This window comes from Paraburkholderia sp. Cpub6 (assembly GCF_014201065.1).
GTDB lineage: Bacteria > Pseudomonadota > Gammaproteobacteria > Burkholderiales > Burkholderiaceae > Paraburkholderia > Paraburkholderia tuberum.
This window is the reverse complement of sequence record NZ_JACHDM010000019.1, coordinates 1-17,371: the sequence shown is the minus strand read 5'-3', so window position 1 is coordinate 17,371 and position 17,371 is coordinate 1. Positions and strand designations below refer to the sequence as shown.

Sequence of the window (17,371 nt, the reverse complement as noted above, 5' to 3'; positions counted from 1 at the left end):
CCTCCGTTTTTTTGTGCTGCCGTTTGCGAAGCGGCGGTCTTGCAACGCCCCGCGGCCTTCGATTACACCCCCGACGCACTCGCCCGATCCAGTGTGCGCAGGAATTTATCCGCCGATTCGTAGCCGACCACCCGCAACACTTCCTTGCCACCCTGATCGAAAAAAATAATCCCCGGCGGCCCGAACAGATTGAAGCGCTTGAGCAGCGCCTGGTCGTCGGTATTGTTCGCAGTGACGTCGGCGCGCAGCAGATTCATCTGCTTCAGCTTCGCCTGAACGCGCGGGTCGCTGAAGGTGAATTTCTCCATCTCCTTGCAGCTCACGCACCAGTCCGCGTAAAAATCGAGCATGGCTGGCTGCGCCGCCGTTTTGACGGCCTGGTCGAGCTGATCCGATGAACGTACCGGCGCGAACGTCAAATCCCTTTGCGGCGCCGGCGCGGCCGCGCTGGAGCCATCCTTCGCGATGCTCGCCTGATTGCCGACGCGAGCCGCGAGCACCGCCAGCGGTCGCAGCGGATCCAACGATCCCGCCGCGAGGCCAACTAGAAGCGCGGCTGCCCAAACCGCCATCACGACGCCGCCCGCCCGCCCAAGCCGGTGCCATATCGAGGCGCCCGCAACCGACTTGGAAAACAGGCCGAGCGCAACCGCGGCGATCAGCAGCCAGAGGGCGCTCAATAGCATCGACGCCGCCCCGCCGAGCACCGGCCAAACAATCCACAGCGCCGCGGCCAGCAGAACGACGCCAAAGAACACTTTTACGCTGTCCATCCACTTGCCCGCGCGCGGCAGCAGTGTACCCGCGCCGAGGCCAATGATCAGTAGCGGCAGCCCGAGCCCGATGCCCATCGAGAACAGTGCCGCGCCACCGAGCACGGCGTTGCCGGTATGCGCGATGAACGCGAGCACCGCAAAAAGCGGCGCGGTCATGCAGGCGCCGACCACCAGCGCCGACAGCGCGCCCATCACGGCGACCGCGGTAAATTTGCCACCCGAGCGTCCCGCTGACGCGCTCGACATGCGATCGCGCCAGCGCGGCGGCAGTTCGAGATCCACACCGGCGATCAGCAGCAGCGCGAAAATCGTCAGAAGGCCGCCGAACGCGCCGAGCACCCACGGGTTCTGCAGCCATGCGCCGAGACTCTGCCCGACGAGTGCCGCCACGACACCCAGCACCGTGTACACGAGCGCCATCCCGACTACATACGCGAGCGACAGCGCGAAGCCACGCCTGCGCGTGACGCGCGCTCCCTCACCGATGATGATCGCCGACAGAATCGGAATCATCGGATACGAGCACGGCAGCAAGCTCAGAATGGCGCCGGCAACGAAATAAAGCCCGACGATCGCAAAAAAACCGCCACGCTGCAGCAGCGACTGCGCGTAATCGGCGCTGGTGGCGCGTTCGTACCAAGGTTCGTCGTCAGTGGCGGCGGATTGTTGCGCGGTTGGGGTCGCCGCCCCGCTGCCAGCCAGCTGCAGCGCCTCGCTGCTCACGTGGTACACGCGCTCCATCGGGGGGTAGCAGATGCCCGCGTCGGCGCAGCCCTGCGACGTCACCGCAAGATCGAACGGTCCGGCAGCCTGCTTGACCGGAATACGAATCGTCAGCTCGTTGCGATACGTCTCGACATTCTTGTTGAATGTCTGATCGAACTTCACATGACCGCCTGGCAGTTCAGGCTCGCCAAGCGTCGCCGTGCCGTTGCGGGTCGCGAACGCGAAGCGCTCGCGGTACATGTAGTAGCCGTCCGCAATCTTGTAGGTGACGACGACTTGGCCGGGAGCCCCGGTCGCGCTGAACCGGAACGCGACGGACGGGTCGAGGAAGTCGTCCGCGGCGCGCGCGAGCGTGGCGACTTGCGCGAGGAACACGCAGCCGAGCAGAAAGAATGCGGTGCGCAGCGCAGCGCGCGCGCGCCGGTCGAGACCGTTAAACATGAACAGGGCGTTGGGTTTCAGCAGTGATCCACTGGCCGTAGGCGGCGGAGGCCGTCGCTTGCCACGAGAGGATTTCCGGCGTGCCGTAGGGATGGTGAGCCTGAATGTATTGCTCCAGTTCGAGCGCGCGAGCGGCGCTGGTCTTGAACAGCAGCTGGATTTCCTGCGCGGTTTCGATCGCGCCCTGCCAGTGATAGCTCGACTGCACGCTGCCTAGCTGGGTGACGCACGCGCAAAGGCGAGCGGCGAGCGCGTCGGCTGCGAGCTTTTGAGCGCCGGCCGCATCCGGCACCGTTGTCAGCACCAAGGTCACATTCACACTCACACCAAGCTCCGGCGGCGCAGGATTTCGATCCCGATATCGTATCACCTGGCCCTGTCGCCCTGCAGGGCGCCACGCGGTGCGGCCGCGACATTTGGTCACTGCGAAGCGGCTTTCGCTATCAATGAAAAATCCGCCGCAGAAAACAAAAAAGCCAGGCGATGCGCCTGGCTTTTTGTCGAAGCAGAAAGCTTACTCAGCTTCTTGCACTTCCGTTTCTTCAACTTCCGGACGGTCGAGCAGTTCGACCAGTGCCATCGGCGCATTGTCACCAATGCGGAAGCCGAACTTCAGCACGCGCAGGTAGCCGCCCGGACGGTTTGCGTAGCGCGGGCCGAGCACGTCGAACAGCTTCGTGACCGAGTCACGATCGCGCAGGCGGTTGAACGCCAGACGACGGTTTGCGAGCGACGGCTTCTTGCCGAGCGTGATCAGCGGCTCGACGACTTTACGAAGTTCCTTGGCCTTCGGCAGCGTGGTCTTGATGACTTCGTGCTCGATCAGCGAGTTGGACATGTTACGGAGCATTGCCAAACGGTGGCTGCTCGTGCGGTTCAGTTTCCGCAGACCATGACGGTGACGCATGTTAATTCCTTCAGTTCAAAGTTTTGGTCCAGCTCTTCTATCGCACTCGTTCTGCAGCATCGACTACAAACAGTGAGCGCACGGGCCGGTAGTGACAAAAGACAAGACGCGGATTTTAAAGGAAAATCCGCGCCTTTGCCAGTACAGTACAGCGGTGCAATTCGCGGGTCACACCCGACCGAGTTGTCCGCTTACTTGTCGAGACCAGCCGGCGGCCAGTTTTCGAGTTTCATGCCGAGCGTTAGCCCACGCGATGCCAGAACTTCCTTGATCTCGTTCAGCGACTTGCGACCCAGATTCGGAGTCTTGAGCAGTTCGTTCTCGGTACGCTGGATCAGGTCGCCGATGTAGTAGATGTTCTCGGCCTTCAGGCAGTTCGCGGAACGAACCGTCAGTTCGAGATCGTCGACCGGACGCAGCAGGATCGGATCGATCTGCGGTGCGCGCGACGGCGCTTCCGCCGCTGCTTCGGTACCTTCCAGCGCCGCGAACACCGACAACTGATCGACCAGAATGCGCGCCGATTGTCGGATCGCTTCTTCCGGCGAAATCACACCGTTGGTCTCGATGTTCATCACGAGCTTGTCGAGGTCGGTGCGCTGTTCGACGCGAGCGCTTTCGACCGCGTAGCTCACGCGACGAACCGGCGAAAACGAGGCGTCCAGCACGATCCGGCCGATGATCTTGGCCGACTCTTCACCGTAACGACGCACATTGCCCGGCACATAGCCGCGGCCCTTTTCGACCTTGATCTGCACGTCGAGCTTGCCGCCCTTCGACAGATGCGCAATCACGTGATCGGGATTGATGACTTCGCAATCGTGTGCGAGTTCGATATCGCCGGCCGTGACCACGCCTTCGCCTTCCTTCCGCAGCGTAACCGTCACTTCGTCACGATTATGCAGCTTGAAGACGACGCCCTTCAGGTTCAATAACAGGTTGACCACATCCTCTTGCACACCGTCGAGGGTCGAATACTCGTGCACGACGCCTGCAATCGTCACCTCGGTCGGGGCATAGCCCACCATCGACGACAACAGCACGCGCCGAAGCGCGTTGCCCAAGGTGTGGCCATAACCGCGTTCAAACGGCTCCATGACCACTTTCGCGTGGCTTTCGCCAAGCGATTCAACTGCAATAATCTTGGGCTTCAACAAACTGGTTTGCATAGGTTTTCCTTTTCAATACCCTCGGCTCGTTACACCGATAAGGCTGACCGGTAACAACCTGAAAATAAACAGCCGAGACGCCCCCTTGCGCAACGCAATCAGGGCGCCCCGGCCGTCAATCCGATTACCGCGAATACAATTCGACGATCAGGCTTTCGTTGATGTCGCCAGCGATGTCGCTGCGTTCCGGCTTCTGCTTGAAGGTACCTTCGAACTTCTTCGCGTCGACCGCGACCCAGCTCGGCATGCCGCCTTGCTCAGCGAGCGACAGCGCCTCAATGATGCGAGCCTGCTTGCGCTTCTGTTCGCGCACGGCGACGACGTCCCCAGCCTTCACTTGCATCGACGGGATGTTCGTCACGACGCCGTTCACCGTGATTGCCTTGTGGCCAACGAGCTGACGTGCTTCAGCGCGCGTCGAGCCAAAGCCCATGCGATACACGACGTTGTCCAGACGCGATTCGAGCAGTTGCAGCAGGTTCTCACCCGTATTGCCCTTCAGGCGGTCTGCTTCAGCGAAGTAGCGACGGAACTGGCGCTCGAGGACACCGTAGATACGCTTTACTTTTTGCTTCTCGCGCAGCTGAGTGCCATAGTCGGACGTACGTGCGCCCGAGGTACGGCCGTGCTGGCCGGGCTTGCTGTCAAGCTTGCACTTGTCAGCAAGCGAACGGCGCGCGCTCTTCAGGAAGAGGTCAGTGCCTTCACGGCGGGACAGCTTGGCCTTGGGGCCGATATAACGTGCCACGTTGATTCCTTCTGTGATTTGTCACGCGAATGCTTCCACTCGCGCTAGTCCGAACCCTTTGAGTCGAACGGTGGGCTTAGTCAATTCAATAACGCGCGCAGCCCGCCACCGCGCAAGGCGGCAACAGGCGCTCGAAATACCAGCGTCTTAGATACGACGACGCTTCGGCGGACGGCAGCCGTTGTGCGGGACCGGCGTCACGTCGGAGATCGCGGTGATCTTGATGCCAAGACCATGCAGCGCGCGCACCGCCGATTCCCGGCCAGGACCGGGGCCCTTGATCCGCACTTCGAGGTTCTTCACGCCGTATTCCATCGCCACGCGGCCAGCTGATTCAGCTGCGACCTGAGCTGCAAACGGAGTCGACTTACGCGAACCCTTGAAGCCCTGACCGCCCGACGTTGCCCAGGCAAGCGCGTTGCCTTGACGGTCGGTGATCGTGATGATGGTGTTGTTGAACGACGCGTGAACGTGAACCACGCCCTCGGCGACGTTCTTCTTGACCTTCTTGCGAACGCGTTGCGCCGCGGAGTTGTTCGAAGCCTTAGCCATTACGTTTTCCTGTAACTGTCAGTTCCGCTTACTTCTTCAGCGATTGCGCTGCACGACGCGGACCCTTGCGCGTACGGGCATTCGTACGCGTACGCTGGCCGCGCAGGGGCAGACCCTTACGATGCCGCACGCCACGATAGCAGCCGAGATCCATCAGGCGCTTGATGTTCATCGTCGTTTCACGGCGCAGATCGCCTTCAACGATGAACTTGCCGACTTCTTCACGCAGCTTTTCGAGGTCTGCGTCAGTCAGGTCTTTGACCTTCTTCGAAAATGCCACACCAGCAGCGACGCAAATGTCGCGCGAGCGCGTGCGACCGATACCGTAAATAGCCGTCAGGCCGATTTCAGTATGCTGGTGATTCGGGATGTTAACCCCTGCGATACGAGCCATTGTTTTTCCTCAAACAAAAAGCGCAAGCAAAAGCGCGGCGTTCAGCCTTGACGCTGTTTGTGGCGCGGATCAGAACTGCAAATCACGCGCACAACGCCTTTGCGCTTGATGATCTTGCAATTGCGGCAAATGCGCTTAACCGATGCCATCACTTTCATGATATTACCCTTTTTTCAAATCACTTCGCCCGGAACACGATCCGCGCACGCGACAGATCGTAAGGCGTCAATTCAACCGTCACCTTGTCGCCCGGCAAGATCCGGATGTAGTGCATCCGCATTTTGCCGGATATGTGTCCCAACACGACATGGCCGTTTTCCAGCTTCACCCTGAAGGTAGCGTTAGGCAGGTTCTCGATTACTTCGCCCTGCATCTGGATAACATCGTCTTTGGCCATAAGTCCTTTCAACGCATCGGGACGCCGCCGCCTTTGAAATTAGCTTTCTTCAGCAGCGATTCATACTGTTGCGACATAACGTACGACTGCACCTGCGCCATGAAATCCATTGTGACGACGACAATGATCAGCAGCGACGTTCCACCAAAATAAAACGGCACGTTCCAGCGCAGCACCAGAAATTCAGGCAGCAGGCAAACGAACACGATGTAGATCGCACCGGCAAGCGTCAAACGCGTGAGGATGCGGTCGATATATCGCGCCGTCTGATCGCCCGGGCGGATACCTGGGACGAAAGCGCCGCTCTTTTTCAGGTTGTCGGCCGTTTCCCTGCTGTTGAACACCAGTGCAGTGTAGAAGAAGCAGAAGAAGACGATCGCCAACGCGTACAGCAACACGTACACCGGTTGACCGGGCTTCAGGGCTTCGGCAACGTTGTGCAACGTGTCTGCGAACCAGCTGGTACGCGAACCCGAACTGAACCAGTTCAGGATAGTTGCCGGGAAGAGAATGATCGACGATGCGAAGATCGGCGGAATCACGCCCGACATATTCAGCTTCAGCGGCAAATGCGAAGACTGGCCGCCGTAAATCTTGTTGCCCACCTGCCGCTTCGCATAATTCACAAGTATCTTGCGCTGGCCGCGTTCGATGAACACCACCAGATAGGTCACAGCAGCAATCAGCGCGACGACGATAATCGCCGAGATGATGCTCATCGAGCCGGTTCGCACCAGTTCAAAGAGACCACCGATTGCGTTCGGGAAACCCGCCGCAATACCGCCGAATATGATGATCGAGATCCCGTTGCCAAGCCCGCGCTCCGTGATCTGCTCACCTAGCCACATCAGGAACATCGTGCCGGTCACCAGCGTCACGACCGTCGTCAAGCGGAAAACCATCCCCGGATCGATCACGAGGCCCGGCTGATTTTCCAGAGCGACGGCAATACCGAACGCCTGGAACGTCGCCAGCACAACCGTGAAGATCCGCGTGTACTGCGTAATCTTTCGCTGACCTGCCTGCCCTTCCTTTTTCAGCGCTTCGAGCTGCGGCGAAACAATCGCCAGCAACTGCATGATGATCGACGCCGAAATGTACGGCATGATCCCCAGCGCGAAAATCGTGAACCGCGAAAGTGCGCCACCCGAGAACATGTTAAACATGCCAAGGATGCCGCCCGACTGGCTTTGGAACAGTTTCGCCAGTTGGTCCGGGTCGATACCCGGCACCGGAATATGCGCGCCGATACGGTAGACGACTAGCGCCAGCAGCAGGAACACTGCTCGCCGGCGCAGATCGCCAAACTTCGCCGCGCTGCGACCGGGTTTTGCGAGACTCGGGCTGTTAGCCAAGTACCTTCTCCGATGCAAGTGCTAGTGACGGCAATTAACTTGCGCGTTACTCGGCAAAAGAGCCACCGGCTGCCTCGATAGCAGCACGTGCGCTCTTCGTCGCACCCAGACCCTTCACAACGACCTTGCGCTTGAGCTCGCCCGTTGCAATGATCTTGGCGCTACGGATCAGCTCGCCGACGAGGCCGGCTTGCTTGAGAGCCAGCAGATCGATTTCGTCGACCGGCAGCTTCTCCAGATCCGAGAGACGTACTTCACCGACGAATTCCTTCGTCAGCGAGGTGAAGCCACGCTTCGGCAGGCGACGTTGCAGCGGCATTTGACCGCCTTCAAAGCCAACCTTGTGAAAGCCGCCCGAACGCGACTTCTGACCCTTGTGACCACGGCCAGCGGTCTTGCCGAGGCCGGAGCCGATGCCGCGACCAACGCGGCGCTTTGCGTGCTTCGCGCCTTCGGCCGGCTTCAGGTTATTCAATTCCATTATCAACTCCTTGAGTCCTGGTCAGCCGCTTAGCTGATGACCTTAACGAGGTACGAAACCTTGTTGATCATGCCGCGCACAGCCGGCGTATCCTGCAACTCGCTAACCGAGTTGAGTCGGCGCAGGCCCAAGCCACGCACTGTTGCACGGTGCGATTCACGGGTGCCGATCAGGCTCTTGACGAGCTGGACCTTGACAGTTTTATCAGACATGGTGTCCACCTTTAGCCCAGAATTTCTTCGACGGACTTGCCACGCTTCGCAGCGATGTCGGCCGGCGTGGACTGCTTGCGCAGACCATCGAGCGTCGCACGAACGAGGTTGTACGGGTTCGTCGAGCCGTGGCTCTTGGCCACAACGTTCTGCACGCCCATCACGTCGAACACGGCGCGCATCGGGCCGCCCGCGATCACGCCGGTACCGTCCTTCGCCGGAGCGAGGAGGACCGTCGATGCGCCGTGCTTACCGTGCACTTCGTGTTGCAAGGTACCGTTCTTCAACGGCACCTTGAACATGTTGCGGCGAGCCTGTTCCATCGCCTTCTGGACAGCGACCGGCACTTCCTTCGCCTTGCCCTTGCCCATACCGACGCGGCCATCACCGTCGCCAACCACCGTCAGCGCAGCGAAGCCGAGAATACGGCCACCCTTCACGACCTTGGTCACGCGGTTAACCGCGATCATTTTTTCACGAAGGCCGTCGTCGCGTTCGTCAGCCTGAACTTTAGCTTGCATCTTTGCCATGACGAATTCTTCCCTTAGAACTTGAGTCCGGCTTCGCGCGCCGCGTCAGCCAGCGCTTTCACGCGGCCGTGGTAACGGAAACCCGAACGGTCGAACGCGACGGATTCGATGCCGGCAGCCTTAGCCTTTTCTGCAATGCGCTTGCCGATCAGGGTGGCAGCAGCAACGTTGCCGCCCTTTCCCGATTGATCGGCCAATTGCGCACGCACTTCGGCTTCGAGCGTCGACGCGCTAGCGAGCACCTTGGTACCGCACGGCGAGAACACTTGCGCATAGATGTGCGTGTTCGTGCGATGCACGGCGAGACGCGCGACCTGCAGCTCAGCGATCTTGATACGCGTCTGACGAGCGCGGCGCAGGCGAGATTGAGTCTTATCCATGATTGCGCACCCTTACTTCTTCTTCGTTTCTTTGAGGATCACAACCTCATCGGCGTAACGCACGCCCTTGCCCTTGTAGGGCTCCGGCGGACGGTAGCCGCGCACTTCTGCAGCGACTTGACCGACTTGTTGCTTGTTGATCCCCTTGATCACGATTTCGGTTTGCGACGGGGTTTCTGCCTTGACGCCGGCCGGCATCTGGTGCACCACCGGGTGCGAGAAACCCAGCGACAGGTTCAGCTTGTCGCCTTGCGCTTGTGCGCGGTAACCGACGCCAACCAGCGTCAGCTTGCGCTCGAAACCCTTAGTCACGCCGTGCACCATGTTCGCAACCAGCGCGCGCATCGTGCCCGACATCGCATTCGCCTCGCGGCTTTCATCGACCGGCTCGAACTTCAGCGTGCCGCTGTCGTTCACTACCTTCACGAGGCTGTTGGCAGCCTGCGAAATCGTACCCAGCGGACCCTTGACAGTAATGCTGTCGGCGCTCAGGGCCACTTCCGCGCCTTGCAGCGCGATTGGGCTCTTACCTACTCGAGACATGTTTCTCTCCTTTCGGCCTTAAGCGACATAGCAGATGACTTCGCCGCCAACGCCCGTTGCACGTGCCTTGCGGTCCGTCATCACGCCCTTCGGCGTCGACACGATTGCCACGCCCAGGCCATTCATGACCACGGGGATGTCGTTACGGCCGCGGTACACACGCAGACCAGGCTTCGAGACGCGTTCAATGCGCTCGATGACCGGACGGCCAGCGTAATACTTCAACACGATGTTCAATTCCGACTTCGCACCTTCGGACTTCACTGCGAAATCGTCGATATAACCTTCGTCCTTCAGGACCTGCGCAATCGCAACCTTGACTTTCGACGAGGGCATAGTCACCGAAACCTTCTCGACCATCTGCGCATTGCGGATGCGAGTCAGCATATCGGCGATAGGATCACTCATGCTCATTTATGTTTCTCCTATTACCAGCTCGCCTTGGTCAGGCCAGGGATCTCGCCGCGGAACGCGATTTCGCGAATCTTGTTACGCGCCAGCCCGAATTTACGGAACGTGCCGCGCGGACGACCGGTAATTGCGCAACGGTTGCGCTTACGGGTCGGGTTAGAGTTTCGCGGCAGTTGCTGCAGTTCCAGGCGTGCTGCGTAATGCTCTTCTTCCGACTTGCTCGTATCGCCAATGATTGCCTTCAATGCTGCACGCTTGGGAGCGTACTTGGCGGCGAGGCGAGCACGCTTCTTTTCACGTTCGATCAGTGCCAGTTTAGCCACGGTAACCTCAGTTTCTGAACGGGAACTTGAAGCTGGCGAGCAGAGCCTTTGCTTCGTCGTCAGTCTTCGCAGTCGTCGTGATGCTGATGTTCAGCCCACGCAGTGCGTCGATCTTGTCGTAGTCGATTTCGGGGAAAATGATCTGCTCTTTCACACCGACGTTGTAGTTGCCGCGACCATCGAACGCCTTGCCCGACACGCCACGGAAGTCGCGCACACGGGGGAGCGCAACCGTCACGAAACGGTCCAGGAATTCGTACATTGCCTGGCCACGCAGCGTGACCATTGCACCGATCGGATAGCCCTGACGGATCTTGAAGCCAGCGATTGCCTTGCGTGCCTTCGTGATCACCGGCTTCTGGCCCGCGATCTTCGTCAGATCGCCAACGGCGTTTTCGATGATCTTCTTGTCAGCGACGGCTTCGCCAAGGCCCATGTTCAGGGTGATCTTGGTGATGCGCGGCACTTCCATCACGGACTTGTAACCGAACTTCTCGATGAGGCCGGGTACAACCTTCTCTTTGTAAAACTCTTGCAAACGAGCCATTTTTTACTCCGCAGCGTCAGGCGCTCAGTACGGCACCGGTCGTCTTCAGGAAACGGACCTTCTTGCCCCCTTCGACCTTGATGCCTACACGCGATGGCTTGCCATTCGCGTCCACCAATGCGACGTTCGAAATTTGCAGCGGCATCGTCTTGGCTTCCACGCCGCCCGTCGTACCCTTCATCGGGTTCGGCTTGACGTGCTTCTTGACGAGGTTGATGCCCTCGACAGTCACGGTCTCGCCGTGAACGGCCAGCACCACGCCACGCTTGCCCTTATCTTTGCCGGTGATGACGATAACTTCGTCACTCTTGCGAATCTTGTTCATCGCGACTCCTTACAGCACTTCGGGCGCCAGCGAAACGATCTTCATGAATCGTTCGCTACGCAACTCGCGCGTGACAGGCCCAAAAATACGGGTCCCGATCGGTTCGAGCTTGGTGTTAAGCAACACAGCCGCGTTGCCGTCGAACTTGATCAGCGAGCCGTCCTGACGGCGCACGCCCTTGGCGGTGCGAACCACCACGGCGTTGTAGATTTCGCCTTTCTTCACGCGCCCGCGCGGCGTTGCCTCTTTGACAGTCACCTTGATGATGTCGCCAATGCTGGCATAACGACGCTTCGAGCCGCCGAGCACCTTGATGCACATGACTTCACGTGCACCCGTGTTGTCGGCCACTTCAAGCCGAGTTTCGGTCTGGATCATGGTTTATCTTTCCCAACTTAATCCGGTCACACCACCATGGCGCTTCCCGGTCAGTCTTGGTCCCGTCAGCCGATCGGCTGCTTGGGTTAGAACAGCAGCGACGGCAAACGAAACCCGCCATCGCAATCCGGTGAATCCTTCGGTCTAGGCTGGCGCCCGAACCGCTTCCCCCACCAACTTCGCCCGCGACGGGGCTCCCATAAAGAGGGAAGACCGAAATTATATCAAATAATCTCGGTCTTGCAAGCGAAACTTACTGCGATTTCAACTACTTCTACAGTTTTGCGACATTAGATGACGCGAGCAGCCTCGACCAGGCGAGCCACAACCCAAGCCTTCGTCTTCGAAATCGGACGAGTTTCCTGGATTTCAACGAGGTCGCCCTCGTTGTACGTGTTCGCGTCGTCATGCGCGTGGTACTTCTTCGACCGCACGACGTACTTGCCGTAGATCGGGTGCTTCACGCGGTGCTCGACCAGCACGGTAACCGTCTTGTCCATCTTGTTGCTGACGACCTTGCCGACCAGCGTCCGCTTGAGCGAGGTTTTTACGCTATCGTTCATTTCTGGTTCGCCTTCTCAGTCAGGACGGTCCGCACACGCGCGATGTCGCGACGGACCTTCTTCAGCTGGCTCGTGTTCGTGAGCTGCTGTGTCGCGAGTTGCATGCGCAGGCCGAATTGCGCCTTCAACAGGTCCGACAGCTCCTTGTTGAGCGCGGCCTGATCTTTCTGGTGAAGTTCGGAAGCCTTCATCATTTGCTCCTTAGGCGCCGAGCTGACGCACGATAAACGTCGTCTTCAGCGGCAGCTTCGCTGCAGCCAGACGGAACGCTTCGCGCGCCAGTTCTTCGGTTACGCCGTCCATTTCGTACAGCATCTTGCCCGGTTGAATCTCAGCGACGTAGTACTCCGGGTTACCCTTACCGTTACCCATACGCACTTCCGCCGGCTTGGTCGAGATCGGCTTGTCCGGGAAGATCCGGATCCAGATGCGGCCACCGCGCTTGATGTGACGCGTCATTGCACGACGCGCCGCCTCAATCTGGCGCGCGGTCAGACGGCCACGACCGACAGCCTTCAGGCCGAACTCACCGAACGACACCGCGTTGCCGCGGGTAGCAACGCCGGTGTTACGACCTTTCTGCTCTTTGCGATACTTTCTGCGTTTCGGTTGCAGCATCGTTATTCTCCAGTCTTCCCGTCGCCGCCAGCACGTCGGGGAGCGCCACGGCGTGCACCTGCCGGGCCACCACCTTCACCATCACGACGCGGACGGCGATCGCCACCCGGACGTGCGTTGCGGCGCGGACGCTTTTCTTCGGCGACTTCTTCGACCACCGGTGCGTCGTTGCGGCCGAGCGTGTCGCCCTTGTAGACCCACACCTTCACGCCGATGATGCCGTACGTCGTCTTTGCTTCCGACGTTGCGTAGTCGATATCCGCACGCAGCGTATGAAGCGGCACGCGACCTTCGCGATACCATTCCGTACGGGCGATTTCGATACCGTTCAGACGGCCAGCGCTCATGATCTTGATGCCTTGAGCACCCAGACGCATTGCGTTCTGCATCGCACGCTTCATCGCGCGGCGGAACATGATCCGGCGCTCGAGCTGTTGCGTGATCGAATCAGCGATCAGTTGCGCGTCCGTTTCCGGCTTGCGGATTTCTTCGATGTTGACGTGAACCGGAACGCCCATGCGCTTTTGCAGCTCGGACTTCAGCAGTTCAATGTCTTCACCCTTCTTGCCGATCACGACACCCGGACGCGAGCTGAAAATCGTGATACGCGCGTTCTTTGCAGGACGCTCGATCACAACGCGGCCGACGGACGCGTTCTTCAGCTTCTTCTTCAGGTATTCCCGAACACCGATGTCTTCCTGCAACATCGCCGCGAAATTGTTGTTGTTCGCGTACCAACGCGAAGCCCAATTGCGGCTGACGGCCAAACGGAAGCCAGTCGGATGAATTTTCTGTCCCATCGTATGGCCCCTTAATTCCCGACCGTCACAGTGATGTGACAGGATTGCTTCTCGATGCGGTTACCGCGGCCTTTAGCGCGCGCGGTGAAACGCTTCAGCGATGCTGCCTTGTCGACGTAGATGCTCTTGATCTTGAGCTCGTCGATATCGGCGCCTTCGTTGTGCTCCGCATTCGCGATCGCCGACAGCACGACCTTTTTCACGATCCCCGCAGCCTTCTTCGGCGAGAACGTCAGAACGTTCAGCGCCTTGTCGACCGGCAAACCGCGGATCTGGTCAGCCACAAGGCGCGTTTTCTGCGCCGAGATGCGGGCACCGCGATGAATTGCTTTCACTTCCATCTTGATTGCCCCTTATTTCTTGGCCTTCTTGTCGGCCGCGTGTCCCTTGAACGTACGGGTCAGTGCGAACTCGCCAAGCTTGTGGCCGACCATGTTTTCCGTGACATACACCGGAACGTGTTGACGGCCGTTGTGAACGGCGATCGTCAGGCCGATGAAGTCCGGCAGGATCGTCGAGCGACGCGACCAGGTCTTGATCGGTTTCTTGTCACGCGATGCTGCAGCCGCCTCAACCTTCTTCAGCAAATGGGCGTCGCAGAACGGACCTTTCTTAATAGAACGTGCCATTGCCTACTCCTTAACGCTTGTGACGGCGCTGGACGATCATGCTCGTCGTGCGCTTGTTGCTGCGGGTGCGATAGCCCTTCGTCGGCGTGCCCCACGGGCTCACCGGATCGCGGCCTGCCGCAGTCTTGCCCTCGCCACCACCGTGCGGGTGGTCGACCGGGTTCATTGCAACGCCACGCACCGTCGGGCGGATACCGCGCCAGCGGTTCGCACCAGCCTTACCGATTTGACGGAGGCTATGCTCTTCGTTGCCTACTTCACCGATCGTTGCGCGGCATTCAACGTGAACGCGGCGGATTTCGCCCGAACGCAGACGAACCTGCGCGTAGATGCCTTCGCGCGCCAGCAGCATCGCCGACGTACCCGCCGAACGTGCCATTTGCGCGCCCTTGCCCGGCAACATTTCGATGCAGTGAATCGTCGTACCGACCGGGATGTTGCGGATCGGCAGCGTGTTACCTGCGCGGATCGGCGCCTCCGAACCCGACATCAGCTGTTGACCGACGGTAATACCCTTCGGAGCGATGATGTAGCGGCGCTCGCCGTCTGCGTACAGAACCAGCGCGATGTTCGCGCTACGGTTCGGGTCGTACTCGAGACGCTCGACCTTTGCGGGAATACCATCCTTCGTGCGACGGAAGTCGACGACACGATAGTGATGCTTGTGACCACCACCCTTGTGACGCGTGGTGATGTGACCGTTGTTGTTACGGCCGGCGGTCGACGACTGCGTGTCGAGCAGCGCTGCGAACGGCTTGCCCTTGTGCAGTTCCTTGTTGACCACCTTGACCATCGCGCGGCGACCCGGCGAAGTCGGCTTAACTTTCACGATTGCCATGATTACTTGGCCTCCGCTTCAAAGTTGATTTCCTGGCCGGGCTTCAGGCAGACGTACGCCTTCTTCACGTCCTTGCGCTTGCCCATGAAGCGACCAAAGCGCTTGGCTTTGCCCTTCGCGACCAGCACGTTGACGGAATCGACTTCCACCTTGAACAGCAGCTCGACTGCAGCTTTCACTTCCTGCTTCGTGGCATCCGGCGCGACTTCGAACACAACCTGTTCGTTCTTGTCGGCCACCAGCGTCGCCTTTTCGGAGACCACCGGCGCGAGCAGGACCTGCATCAAACGATGATCGTTCTTGCGAATCTCGCTCATGACAGCAACTCCTCGATCTGGGCGACCGCAGCCTTCGTGATCAGGATCTTCTTGAAGTAGATCAGCGACAGTGGGTCGGCGTAACGCGGCTCCACAACCGCCACGTGGGCGAGGTTGCGCGACGCGAGGTACAGGTTTTCGTCAACCGTGTCGGTAATCACCAGCACGGAATCGAGACCCATCGCCTTGAATTTTTCGGCCAGCAGCTTCGTCTTCGGCGCTTCGAGCGTCAACTCGTCGACCACCGAGATGCGGCCTTCGCGGGCCAACTGCGAGAAGATCGAGCAGAGACCTGCACGATGCATCTTCTTGTTGACCTTGTGCGAAAAGTTTTCTTCCGGCGAATTCGGGAAAATACGGCCACCGCCGCGCCACAGCGGGCTCGACGACATACCGGCACGGGCGCGGCCCGTACCCTTCTGGCGCCACGGCTTCTTGGTCGTGTGTTTGACCTGCTCACGATCCTTCTGCGCGCGGTTGCCACTACGGGCATTCGCCTGGTACGCAACCACCACCTGGTGAATCAGGGCTTCGTTGTAGTCGCGGCCGAACACGACGTCCGACGCGCTAACGCCTGCACTTTCCTGACCATTGGCATTCAGGAGCTTAAGTTCCATTATTTCGCTCCTTTCACGGCGCGCGTCTTCACGGCCGGCGTAACGAATACCTTGCCACCCTTCGCACCCGGAACGGCGCCCTTGACCAGCAGCAGCTTGCGGTCAGCGTCGATACGAGCGATTTCGAGGTTTTGCACCGTTACCTTCTCATCACCCATGTGACCGGTCATGCGCTTACCCGGGAAAACACGACCCGGATCCTGCGCCATACCGATCGAGCCCGGCACATTGTGCGAGCGCGAGTTACCGTGGGATGCACGGCCAGACGAGAAGTTATAACGCTTGATGGTACCGGCGTAGCCTTTACCGATCGACACGCCTTGCACGTCGACCTTCTGGCCCACTTCGAACAACTCGGGACCAACCACGGCGCCGCTCGACAGTTCGGCAGCCTTAGCGGCATCGATCTGGAATTCTTTGAGGATTTCACCGGCTTGAACACCGGCTTTGGCGAGATGACCTGCCAACGGCTTCGTCACGCGGGATGCACGGCGCGTACCGAAGGCAACCTGCACGGCCGTGTAGCCGTCGGTTTCAACAGTCTTGATCTGCGTCACGCGGTTGTCGGACACGTCCAGCACGGTGACGGGAATTGAATCCCCTTCAGCCGTGAAGATACGGGTCATGCCAACCTTGCGACCTACGAGTCCAAGGCTCATCGTTTTCTCCATTCCCGACTGCGATTGGTCGGGGCTAATTTACAAAATGCCGGCACCGCTTCGGGCATGAAACCATGCTGCAGGACGCCGACTTTTTTACGCAAATGCGCGAAAAGCTCAATAGTATAGCGAGCCTTTTCGTTTTCCGCAAGCAATCAATGACTTAGCGTTGCCCGGGTGGCCGCGCAAGGGCTGGAAGCCTTACTGCAGCTTGATTTCAACGTCCACGCCAGCCGGGAGATCCAGCTTCATGAGCGCGTCGACGGTCTTGTCCGTCGGGTCAACGATGTCCATCAGACGCTGGTGGGTGCGGATTTCGAGCTGGTCACGCGACGTCTTGTTGACGTGCGGCGAACGCAGGATGTCGAAGCGTTGAATGCGGGTCGGCAGGGGTACGGGACCACGAACAATCGCGCCAGTCCGCTTTGCCGTATCGACGATTTCAGCTGCCGATTGGTCGATCAGGCGATAGTCGAAAGCCTTCAGGCGAATGCGGATTTTCTGGTTCTGCATGACAAATTCCTTGAAAAGAGCGAGGCGATATTGCACCGCCGATTAGAAAAAGAACGTAGGCTCGGACGCTCGCGCAGAGCGAGTGCCCGAGCCCGGGCGCTACAGACTGCTACAGCAATCGTCGATTTTACTCGATGATCTTGGCGACGACACCAGCGCCGACCGTACGGCCACCTTCGCGAATTGCGAAGCGCAGACCTTCTTCCATCGCGATCGGGTTGA

The 17,371-nt window shown here is 59.4% G+C and carries 31 protein-coding genes and 1 pseudogene; all 32 read right to left on the bottom strand.

Annotation, left to right across the window (positions count from 1 at the left end; genetic code table 11):
• Positions 1-62 precede the first annotated feature (62 nt).
• Positions 63-1,943: a protein-disulfide reductase DsbD gene (gene dsbD / locus HDG33_RS26065; protein ID WP_184035558.1), complete on the bottom strand. Its 1,881-nt coding sequence runs from the start codon at positions 1,941-1,943 to the stop codon at positions 63-65.
• Positions 1,936-2,268: a divalent-cation tolerance protein CutA gene (gene cutA, locus HDG33_RS26060; RefSeq protein ID WP_090802155.1), complete on the bottom strand. Its 333-nt coding sequence runs from the start codon at positions 2,266-2,268 to the stop codon at positions 1,936-1,938. The genes dsbD and cutA overlap by 8 nt, the downstream gene beginning before the upstream one ends.
• A gap of 189 nt (positions 2,269-2,457) precedes the next feature.
• Positions 2,458-2,850 carry a 50S ribosomal protein L17 gene (gene rplQ / locus HDG33_RS26055; RefSeq protein ID WP_018420158.1) on the bottom strand — a complete coding sequence of 131 codons (393 nt, stop codon included), beginning with the start codon at positions 2,848-2,850 and terminating at the stop codon, positions 2,458-2,460.
• Between the two features lie 191 nt (positions 2,851-3,041).
• On the bottom strand, positions 3,042-4,019 hold the full coding sequence (locus tag HDG33_RS26050) for a DNA-directed RNA polymerase subunit alpha (protein WP_007730697.1): 978 nt from the start codon (positions 4,017-4,019) through the stop codon (positions 3,042-3,044).
• A 124-nt stretch (positions 4,020-4,143) separates the two neighbouring features.
• The gene (rpsD, locus tag HDG33_RS26045) at positions 4,144-4,767 is read right to left on the bottom strand and encodes a 30S ribosomal protein S4 (RefSeq protein WP_013090752.1); all 624 of its coding nucleotides are present in this window, start codon (positions 4,765-4,767) and stop codon (positions 4,144-4,146) included.
• Between the two features lie 147 nt (positions 4,768-4,914).
• Positions 4,915-5,319, bottom strand: coding sequence for a 30S ribosomal protein S11 (gene rpsK, locus HDG33_RS26040; protein WP_006052224.1), 405 nt, complete (start codon positions 5,317-5,319; stop codon positions 4,915-4,917).
• Between the two features lie 28 nt (positions 5,320-5,347).
• On the bottom strand, positions 5,348-5,713 hold the full coding sequence (gene rpsM / locus HDG33_RS26035; RefSeq protein WP_008923332.1) for a 30S ribosomal protein S13: 366 nt from the start codon (positions 5,711-5,713) through the stop codon (positions 5,348-5,350).
• Positions 5,714-5,754: 41 nt separating this feature from the next.
• Positions 5,755-5,871 carry a 50S ribosomal protein L36 gene (rpmJ, locus tag HDG33_RS26030; RefSeq protein WP_004199844.1) on the bottom strand — a complete coding sequence of 39 codons (117 nt, stop codon included), beginning with the start codon at positions 5,869-5,871 and terminating at the stop codon, positions 5,755-5,757.
• A gap of 20 nt (positions 5,872-5,891) precedes the next feature.
• The gene (infA, locus tag HDG33_RS26025; protein WP_004521905.1) at positions 5,892-6,110 is read right to left on the bottom strand and encodes a translation initiation factor IF-1; all 219 of its coding nucleotides are present in this window, start codon (positions 6,108-6,110) and stop codon (positions 5,892-5,894) included.
• 8 nt (positions 6,111-6,118) lie between these two features.
• On the bottom strand, positions 6,119-7,465 hold the full coding sequence (secY, locus tag HDG33_RS26020) for a preprotein translocase subunit SecY (RefSeq protein WP_013090753.1): 1,347 nt from the start codon (positions 7,463-7,465) through the stop codon (positions 6,119-6,121).
• Positions 7,466-7,511: 46 nt separating this feature from the next.
• The gene (gene rplO, locus HDG33_RS26015; RefSeq protein WP_018420156.1) at positions 7,512-7,946 is read right to left on the bottom strand and encodes a 50S ribosomal protein L15; all 435 of its coding nucleotides are present in this window, start codon (positions 7,944-7,946) and stop codon (positions 7,512-7,514) included.
• Positions 7,947-7,975: 29 nt separating this feature from the next.
• Complete coding sequence (gene rpmD, locus HDG33_RS26010) at positions 7,976-8,158, bottom strand: 50S ribosomal protein L30 (RefSeq protein WP_008923335.1); 183 nt, start codon at positions 8,156-8,158, stop codon at positions 7,976-7,978.
• Positions 8,159-8,169: 11 nt separating this feature from the next.
• Positions 8,170-8,688 carry a 30S ribosomal protein S5 gene (rpsE, locus tag HDG33_RS26005; protein ID WP_075303262.1) on the bottom strand — a complete coding sequence of 173 codons (519 nt, stop codon included), beginning with the start codon at positions 8,686-8,688 and terminating at the stop codon, positions 8,170-8,172.
• Positions 8,689-8,702: 14 nt separating this feature from the next.
• Entirely contained in the window at positions 8,703-9,068 is a 366-nt protein-coding gene (gene rplR, locus HDG33_RS26000; protein WP_008923336.1) for a 50S ribosomal protein L18, read from the bottom strand.
• 12 nt (positions 9,069-9,080) lie between these two features.
• The gene (rplF, locus tag HDG33_RS25995) at positions 9,081-9,611 is read right to left on the bottom strand and encodes a 50S ribosomal protein L6 (protein WP_018420154.1); all 531 of its coding nucleotides are present in this window, start codon (positions 9,609-9,611) and stop codon (positions 9,081-9,083) included.
• A gap of 18 nt (positions 9,612-9,629) precedes the next feature.
• Positions 9,630-10,025: a 30S ribosomal protein S8 gene (gene rpsH, locus HDG33_RS25990; protein WP_006052216.1), complete on the bottom strand. Its 396-nt coding sequence runs from the start codon at positions 10,023-10,025 to the stop codon at positions 9,630-9,632.
• Between the two features lie 14 nt (positions 10,026-10,039).
• Entirely contained in the window at positions 10,040-10,345 is a 306-nt protein-coding gene (gene rpsN, locus HDG33_RS25985; RefSeq protein WP_090802162.1) for a 30S ribosomal protein S14, read from the bottom strand.
• A gap of 7 nt (positions 10,346-10,352) precedes the next feature.
• Complete coding sequence (gene rplE, locus HDG33_RS25980; RefSeq protein ID WP_090802163.1) at positions 10,353-10,892, bottom strand: 50S ribosomal protein L5; 540 nt, start codon at positions 10,890-10,892, stop codon at positions 10,353-10,355.
• A gap of 16 nt (positions 10,893-10,908) precedes the next feature.
• Positions 10,909-11,217 (bottom strand): 50S ribosomal protein L24, encoded by a 309-nt coding sequence (gene rplX / locus HDG33_RS25975; RefSeq protein WP_184035555.1) that lies wholly within the window; start codon positions 11,215-11,217, stop codon positions 10,909-10,911.
• 9 nt (positions 11,218-11,226) lie between these two features.
• Entirely contained in the window at positions 11,227-11,595 is a 369-nt protein-coding gene (gene rplN, locus HDG33_RS25970) for a 50S ribosomal protein L14 (RefSeq protein WP_006998478.1), read from the bottom strand.
• 290 nt (positions 11,596-11,885) lie between these two features.
• Entirely contained in the window at positions 11,886-12,158 is a 273-nt protein-coding gene (rpsQ, locus tag HDG33_RS25965; RefSeq protein WP_007180129.1) for a 30S ribosomal protein S17, read from the bottom strand.
• A complete protein-coding gene (gene rpmC, locus HDG33_RS25960) occupies positions 12,155-12,349 on the bottom strand; it encodes a 50S ribosomal protein L29 (RefSeq protein WP_007180130.1) in 195 nt (64 codons plus the stop codon). Before rpmC ends, rpsQ begins: the two co-directional genes overlap by 4 nt.
• A gap of 10 nt (positions 12,350-12,359) precedes the next feature.
• A complete protein-coding gene (gene rplP / locus HDG33_RS25955; RefSeq protein ID WP_008923342.1) occupies positions 12,360-12,776 on the bottom strand; it encodes a 50S ribosomal protein L16 in 417 nt (138 codons plus the stop codon).
• A 2-nt stretch (positions 12,777-12,778) separates the two neighbouring features.
• Positions 12,779-13,576 (bottom strand): 30S ribosomal protein S3, encoded by a 798-nt coding sequence (gene rpsC, locus HDG33_RS25950; RefSeq protein ID WP_074766158.1) that lies wholly within the window; start codon positions 13,574-13,576, stop codon positions 12,779-12,781.
• Between the two features lie 11 nt (positions 13,577-13,587).
• Positions 13,588-13,917, bottom strand: a complete 330-nt coding sequence (gene rplV, locus HDG33_RS25945) for a 50S ribosomal protein L22 (RefSeq protein WP_004199272.1) — start codon at positions 13,915-13,917, stop codon at positions 13,588-13,590.
• 12 nt (positions 13,918-13,929) lie between these two features.
• Positions 13,930-14,205 (bottom strand): 30S ribosomal protein S19, encoded by a 276-nt coding sequence (gene rpsS, locus HDG33_RS25940; protein WP_006998484.1) that lies wholly within the window; start codon positions 14,203-14,205, stop codon positions 13,930-13,932.
• A 10-nt stretch (positions 14,206-14,215) separates the two neighbouring features.
• The gene (gene rplB / locus HDG33_RS25935) at positions 14,216-15,043 is read right to left on the bottom strand and encodes a 50S ribosomal protein L2 (RefSeq protein ID WP_018420149.1); all 828 of its coding nucleotides are present in this window, start codon (positions 15,041-15,043) and stop codon (positions 14,216-14,218) included.
• 2 nt (positions 15,044-15,045) lie between these two features.
• Entirely contained in the window at positions 15,046-15,360 is a 315-nt protein-coding gene (rplW, locus tag HDG33_RS25930; protein WP_008923345.1) for a 50S ribosomal protein L23, read from the bottom strand.
• The gene (gene rplD / locus HDG33_RS25925; RefSeq protein WP_090802165.1) at positions 15,357-15,977 is read right to left on the bottom strand and encodes a 50S ribosomal protein L4; all 621 of its coding nucleotides are present in this window, start codon (positions 15,975-15,977) and stop codon (positions 15,357-15,359) included. The genes rplW and rplD overlap by 4 nt, the downstream gene beginning before the upstream one ends.
• Positions 15,977-16,636, bottom strand: a complete 660-nt coding sequence (gene rplC, locus HDG33_RS25920; protein WP_090805499.1) for a 50S ribosomal protein L3 — start codon at positions 16,634-16,636, stop codon at positions 15,977-15,979. Before rplC ends, rplD begins: the two co-directional genes overlap by 1 nt.
• Positions 16,637-16,837: 201 nt before the next feature.
• Positions 16,838-17,149: a 30S ribosomal protein S10 gene (gene rpsJ, locus HDG33_RS25915; protein ID WP_006998489.1), complete on the bottom strand. Its 312-nt coding sequence runs from the start codon at positions 17,147-17,149 to the stop codon at positions 16,838-16,840.
• 127 nt (positions 17,150-17,276) lie between these two features.
• A pseudogene (locus HDG33_RS25910) lies at positions 17,277-17,371 on the bottom strand (elongation factor Tu); the annotation flags it as partial.

Excerpts from the sequence above, each read along its gene's own strand:
- dsbD (WP_184035558.1), bottom strand. The coding sequence starts at position 1,943 with ATGTTTAACGGTCTCGACCGGCGCGCGCGCGCTGCGCTGCGCACCGCA.
- rplQ (WP_018420158.1), bottom strand. The coding sequence starts at position 2,850 with ATGCGTCACCGTCATGGTCTGCGGAAACTGAACCGCACGAGCAGCCAC.
- HDG33_RS26050 (WP_007730697.1), bottom strand. The coding sequence starts at position 4,019 with ATGCAAACCAGTTTGTTGAAGCCCAAGATTATTGCAGTTGAATCGCTT.
- rpsK (WP_006052224.1), bottom strand. The coding sequence starts at position 5,319 with ATGGCTAAGGCTTCGAACAACTCCGCGGCGCAACGCGTTCGCAAGAAG.
- rpsM (WP_008923332.1), bottom strand. The coding sequence starts at position 5,713 with ATGGCTCGTATCGCAGGGGTTAACATCCCGAATCACCAGCATACTGAA.
- rpmJ (WP_004199844.1), bottom strand. The coding sequence starts at position 5,871 with ATGAAAGTGATGGCATCGGTTAAGCGCATTTGCCGCAATTGCAAGATC.
- infA (WP_004521905.1), bottom strand. The coding sequence starts at position 6,110 with ATGGCCAAAGACGATGTTATCCAGATGCAGGGCGAAGTAATCGAGAAC.
- rplO (WP_018420156.1), bottom strand. The coding sequence starts at position 7,946 with ATGGAATTGAATAACCTGAAGCCGGCCGAAGGCGCGAAGCACGCAAAG.
- rpmD (WP_008923335.1), bottom strand. The coding sequence starts at position 8,158 with ATGTCTGATAAAACTGTCAAGGTCCAGCTCGTCAAGAGCCTGATCGGC.
- rpsE (WP_075303262.1), bottom strand. The coding sequence starts at position 8,688 with ATGGCAAAGATGCAAGCTAAAGTTCAGGCTGACGAACGCGACGACGGC.
- rplR (WP_008923336.1), bottom strand. The coding sequence starts at position 9,068 with ATGGATAAGACTCAATCTCGCCTGCGCCGCGCTCGTCAGACGCGTATC.
- rplF (WP_018420154.1), bottom strand. The coding sequence starts at position 9,611 with ATGTCTCGAGTAGGTAAGAGCCCAATCGCGCTGCAAGGCGCGGAAGTG.
- rpsH (WP_006052216.1), bottom strand. The coding sequence starts at position 10,025 with ATGAGCATGAGTGATCCTATCGCCGATATGCTGACTCGCATCCGCAAT.
- rplE (WP_090802163.1), bottom strand. The coding sequence starts at position 10,892 with ATGGCTCGTTTGCAAGAGTTTTACAAAGAGAAGGTTGTACCCGGCCTC.
- rplX (WP_184035555.1), bottom strand. The coding sequence starts at position 11,217 with ATGAACAAGATTCGCAAGAGTGACGAAGTTATCGTCATCACCGGCAAA.
- rplN (WP_006998478.1), bottom strand. The coding sequence starts at position 11,595 with ATGATCCAGACCGAAACTCGGCTTGAAGTGGCCGACAACACGGGTGCA.
- rpsQ (WP_007180129.1), bottom strand. The coding sequence starts at position 12,158 with ATGAACGATAGCGTAAAAACCTCGCTCAAGCGGACGCTGGTCGGCAAG.
- rpmC (WP_007180130.1), bottom strand. The coding sequence starts at position 12,349 with ATGAAGGCTTCCGAACTTCACCAGAAAGATCAGGCCGCGCTCAACAAG.
- rplP (WP_008923342.1), bottom strand. The coding sequence starts at position 12,776 with ATGCTGCAACCGAAACGCAGAAAGTATCGCAAAGAGCAGAAAGGTCGT.
- rpsC (WP_074766158.1), bottom strand. The coding sequence starts at position 13,576 with ATGGGACAGAAAATTCATCCGACTGGCTTCCGTTTGGCCGTCAGCCGC.
- rplV (WP_004199272.1), bottom strand. The coding sequence starts at position 13,917 with ATGGAAGTGAAAGCAATTCATCGCGGTGCCCGCATCTCGGCGCAGAAA.
- rpsS (WP_006998484.1), bottom strand. The coding sequence starts at position 14,205 with ATGGCACGTTCTATTAAGAAAGGTCCGTTCTGCGACGCCCATTTGCTG.
- rplB (WP_018420149.1), bottom strand. The coding sequence starts at position 15,043 with ATGGCAATCGTGAAAGTTAAGCCGACTTCGCCGGGTCGCCGCGCGATG.
- rplW (WP_008923345.1), bottom strand. The coding sequence starts at position 15,360 with ATGAGCGAGATTCGCAAGAACGATCATCGTTTGATGCAGGTCCTGCTC.
- rplD (WP_090802165.1), bottom strand. The coding sequence starts at position 15,977 with ATGGAACTTAAGCTCCTGAATGCCAATGGTCAGGAAAGTGCAGGCGTT.
- rplC (WP_090805499.1), bottom strand. The coding sequence starts at position 16,636 with ATGAGCCTTGGACTCGTAGGTCGCAAGGTTGGCATGACCCGTATCTTC.
- rpsJ (WP_006998489.1), bottom strand. The coding sequence starts at position 17,149 with ATGCAGAACCAGAAAATCCGCATTCGCCTGAAGGCTTTCGACTATCGC.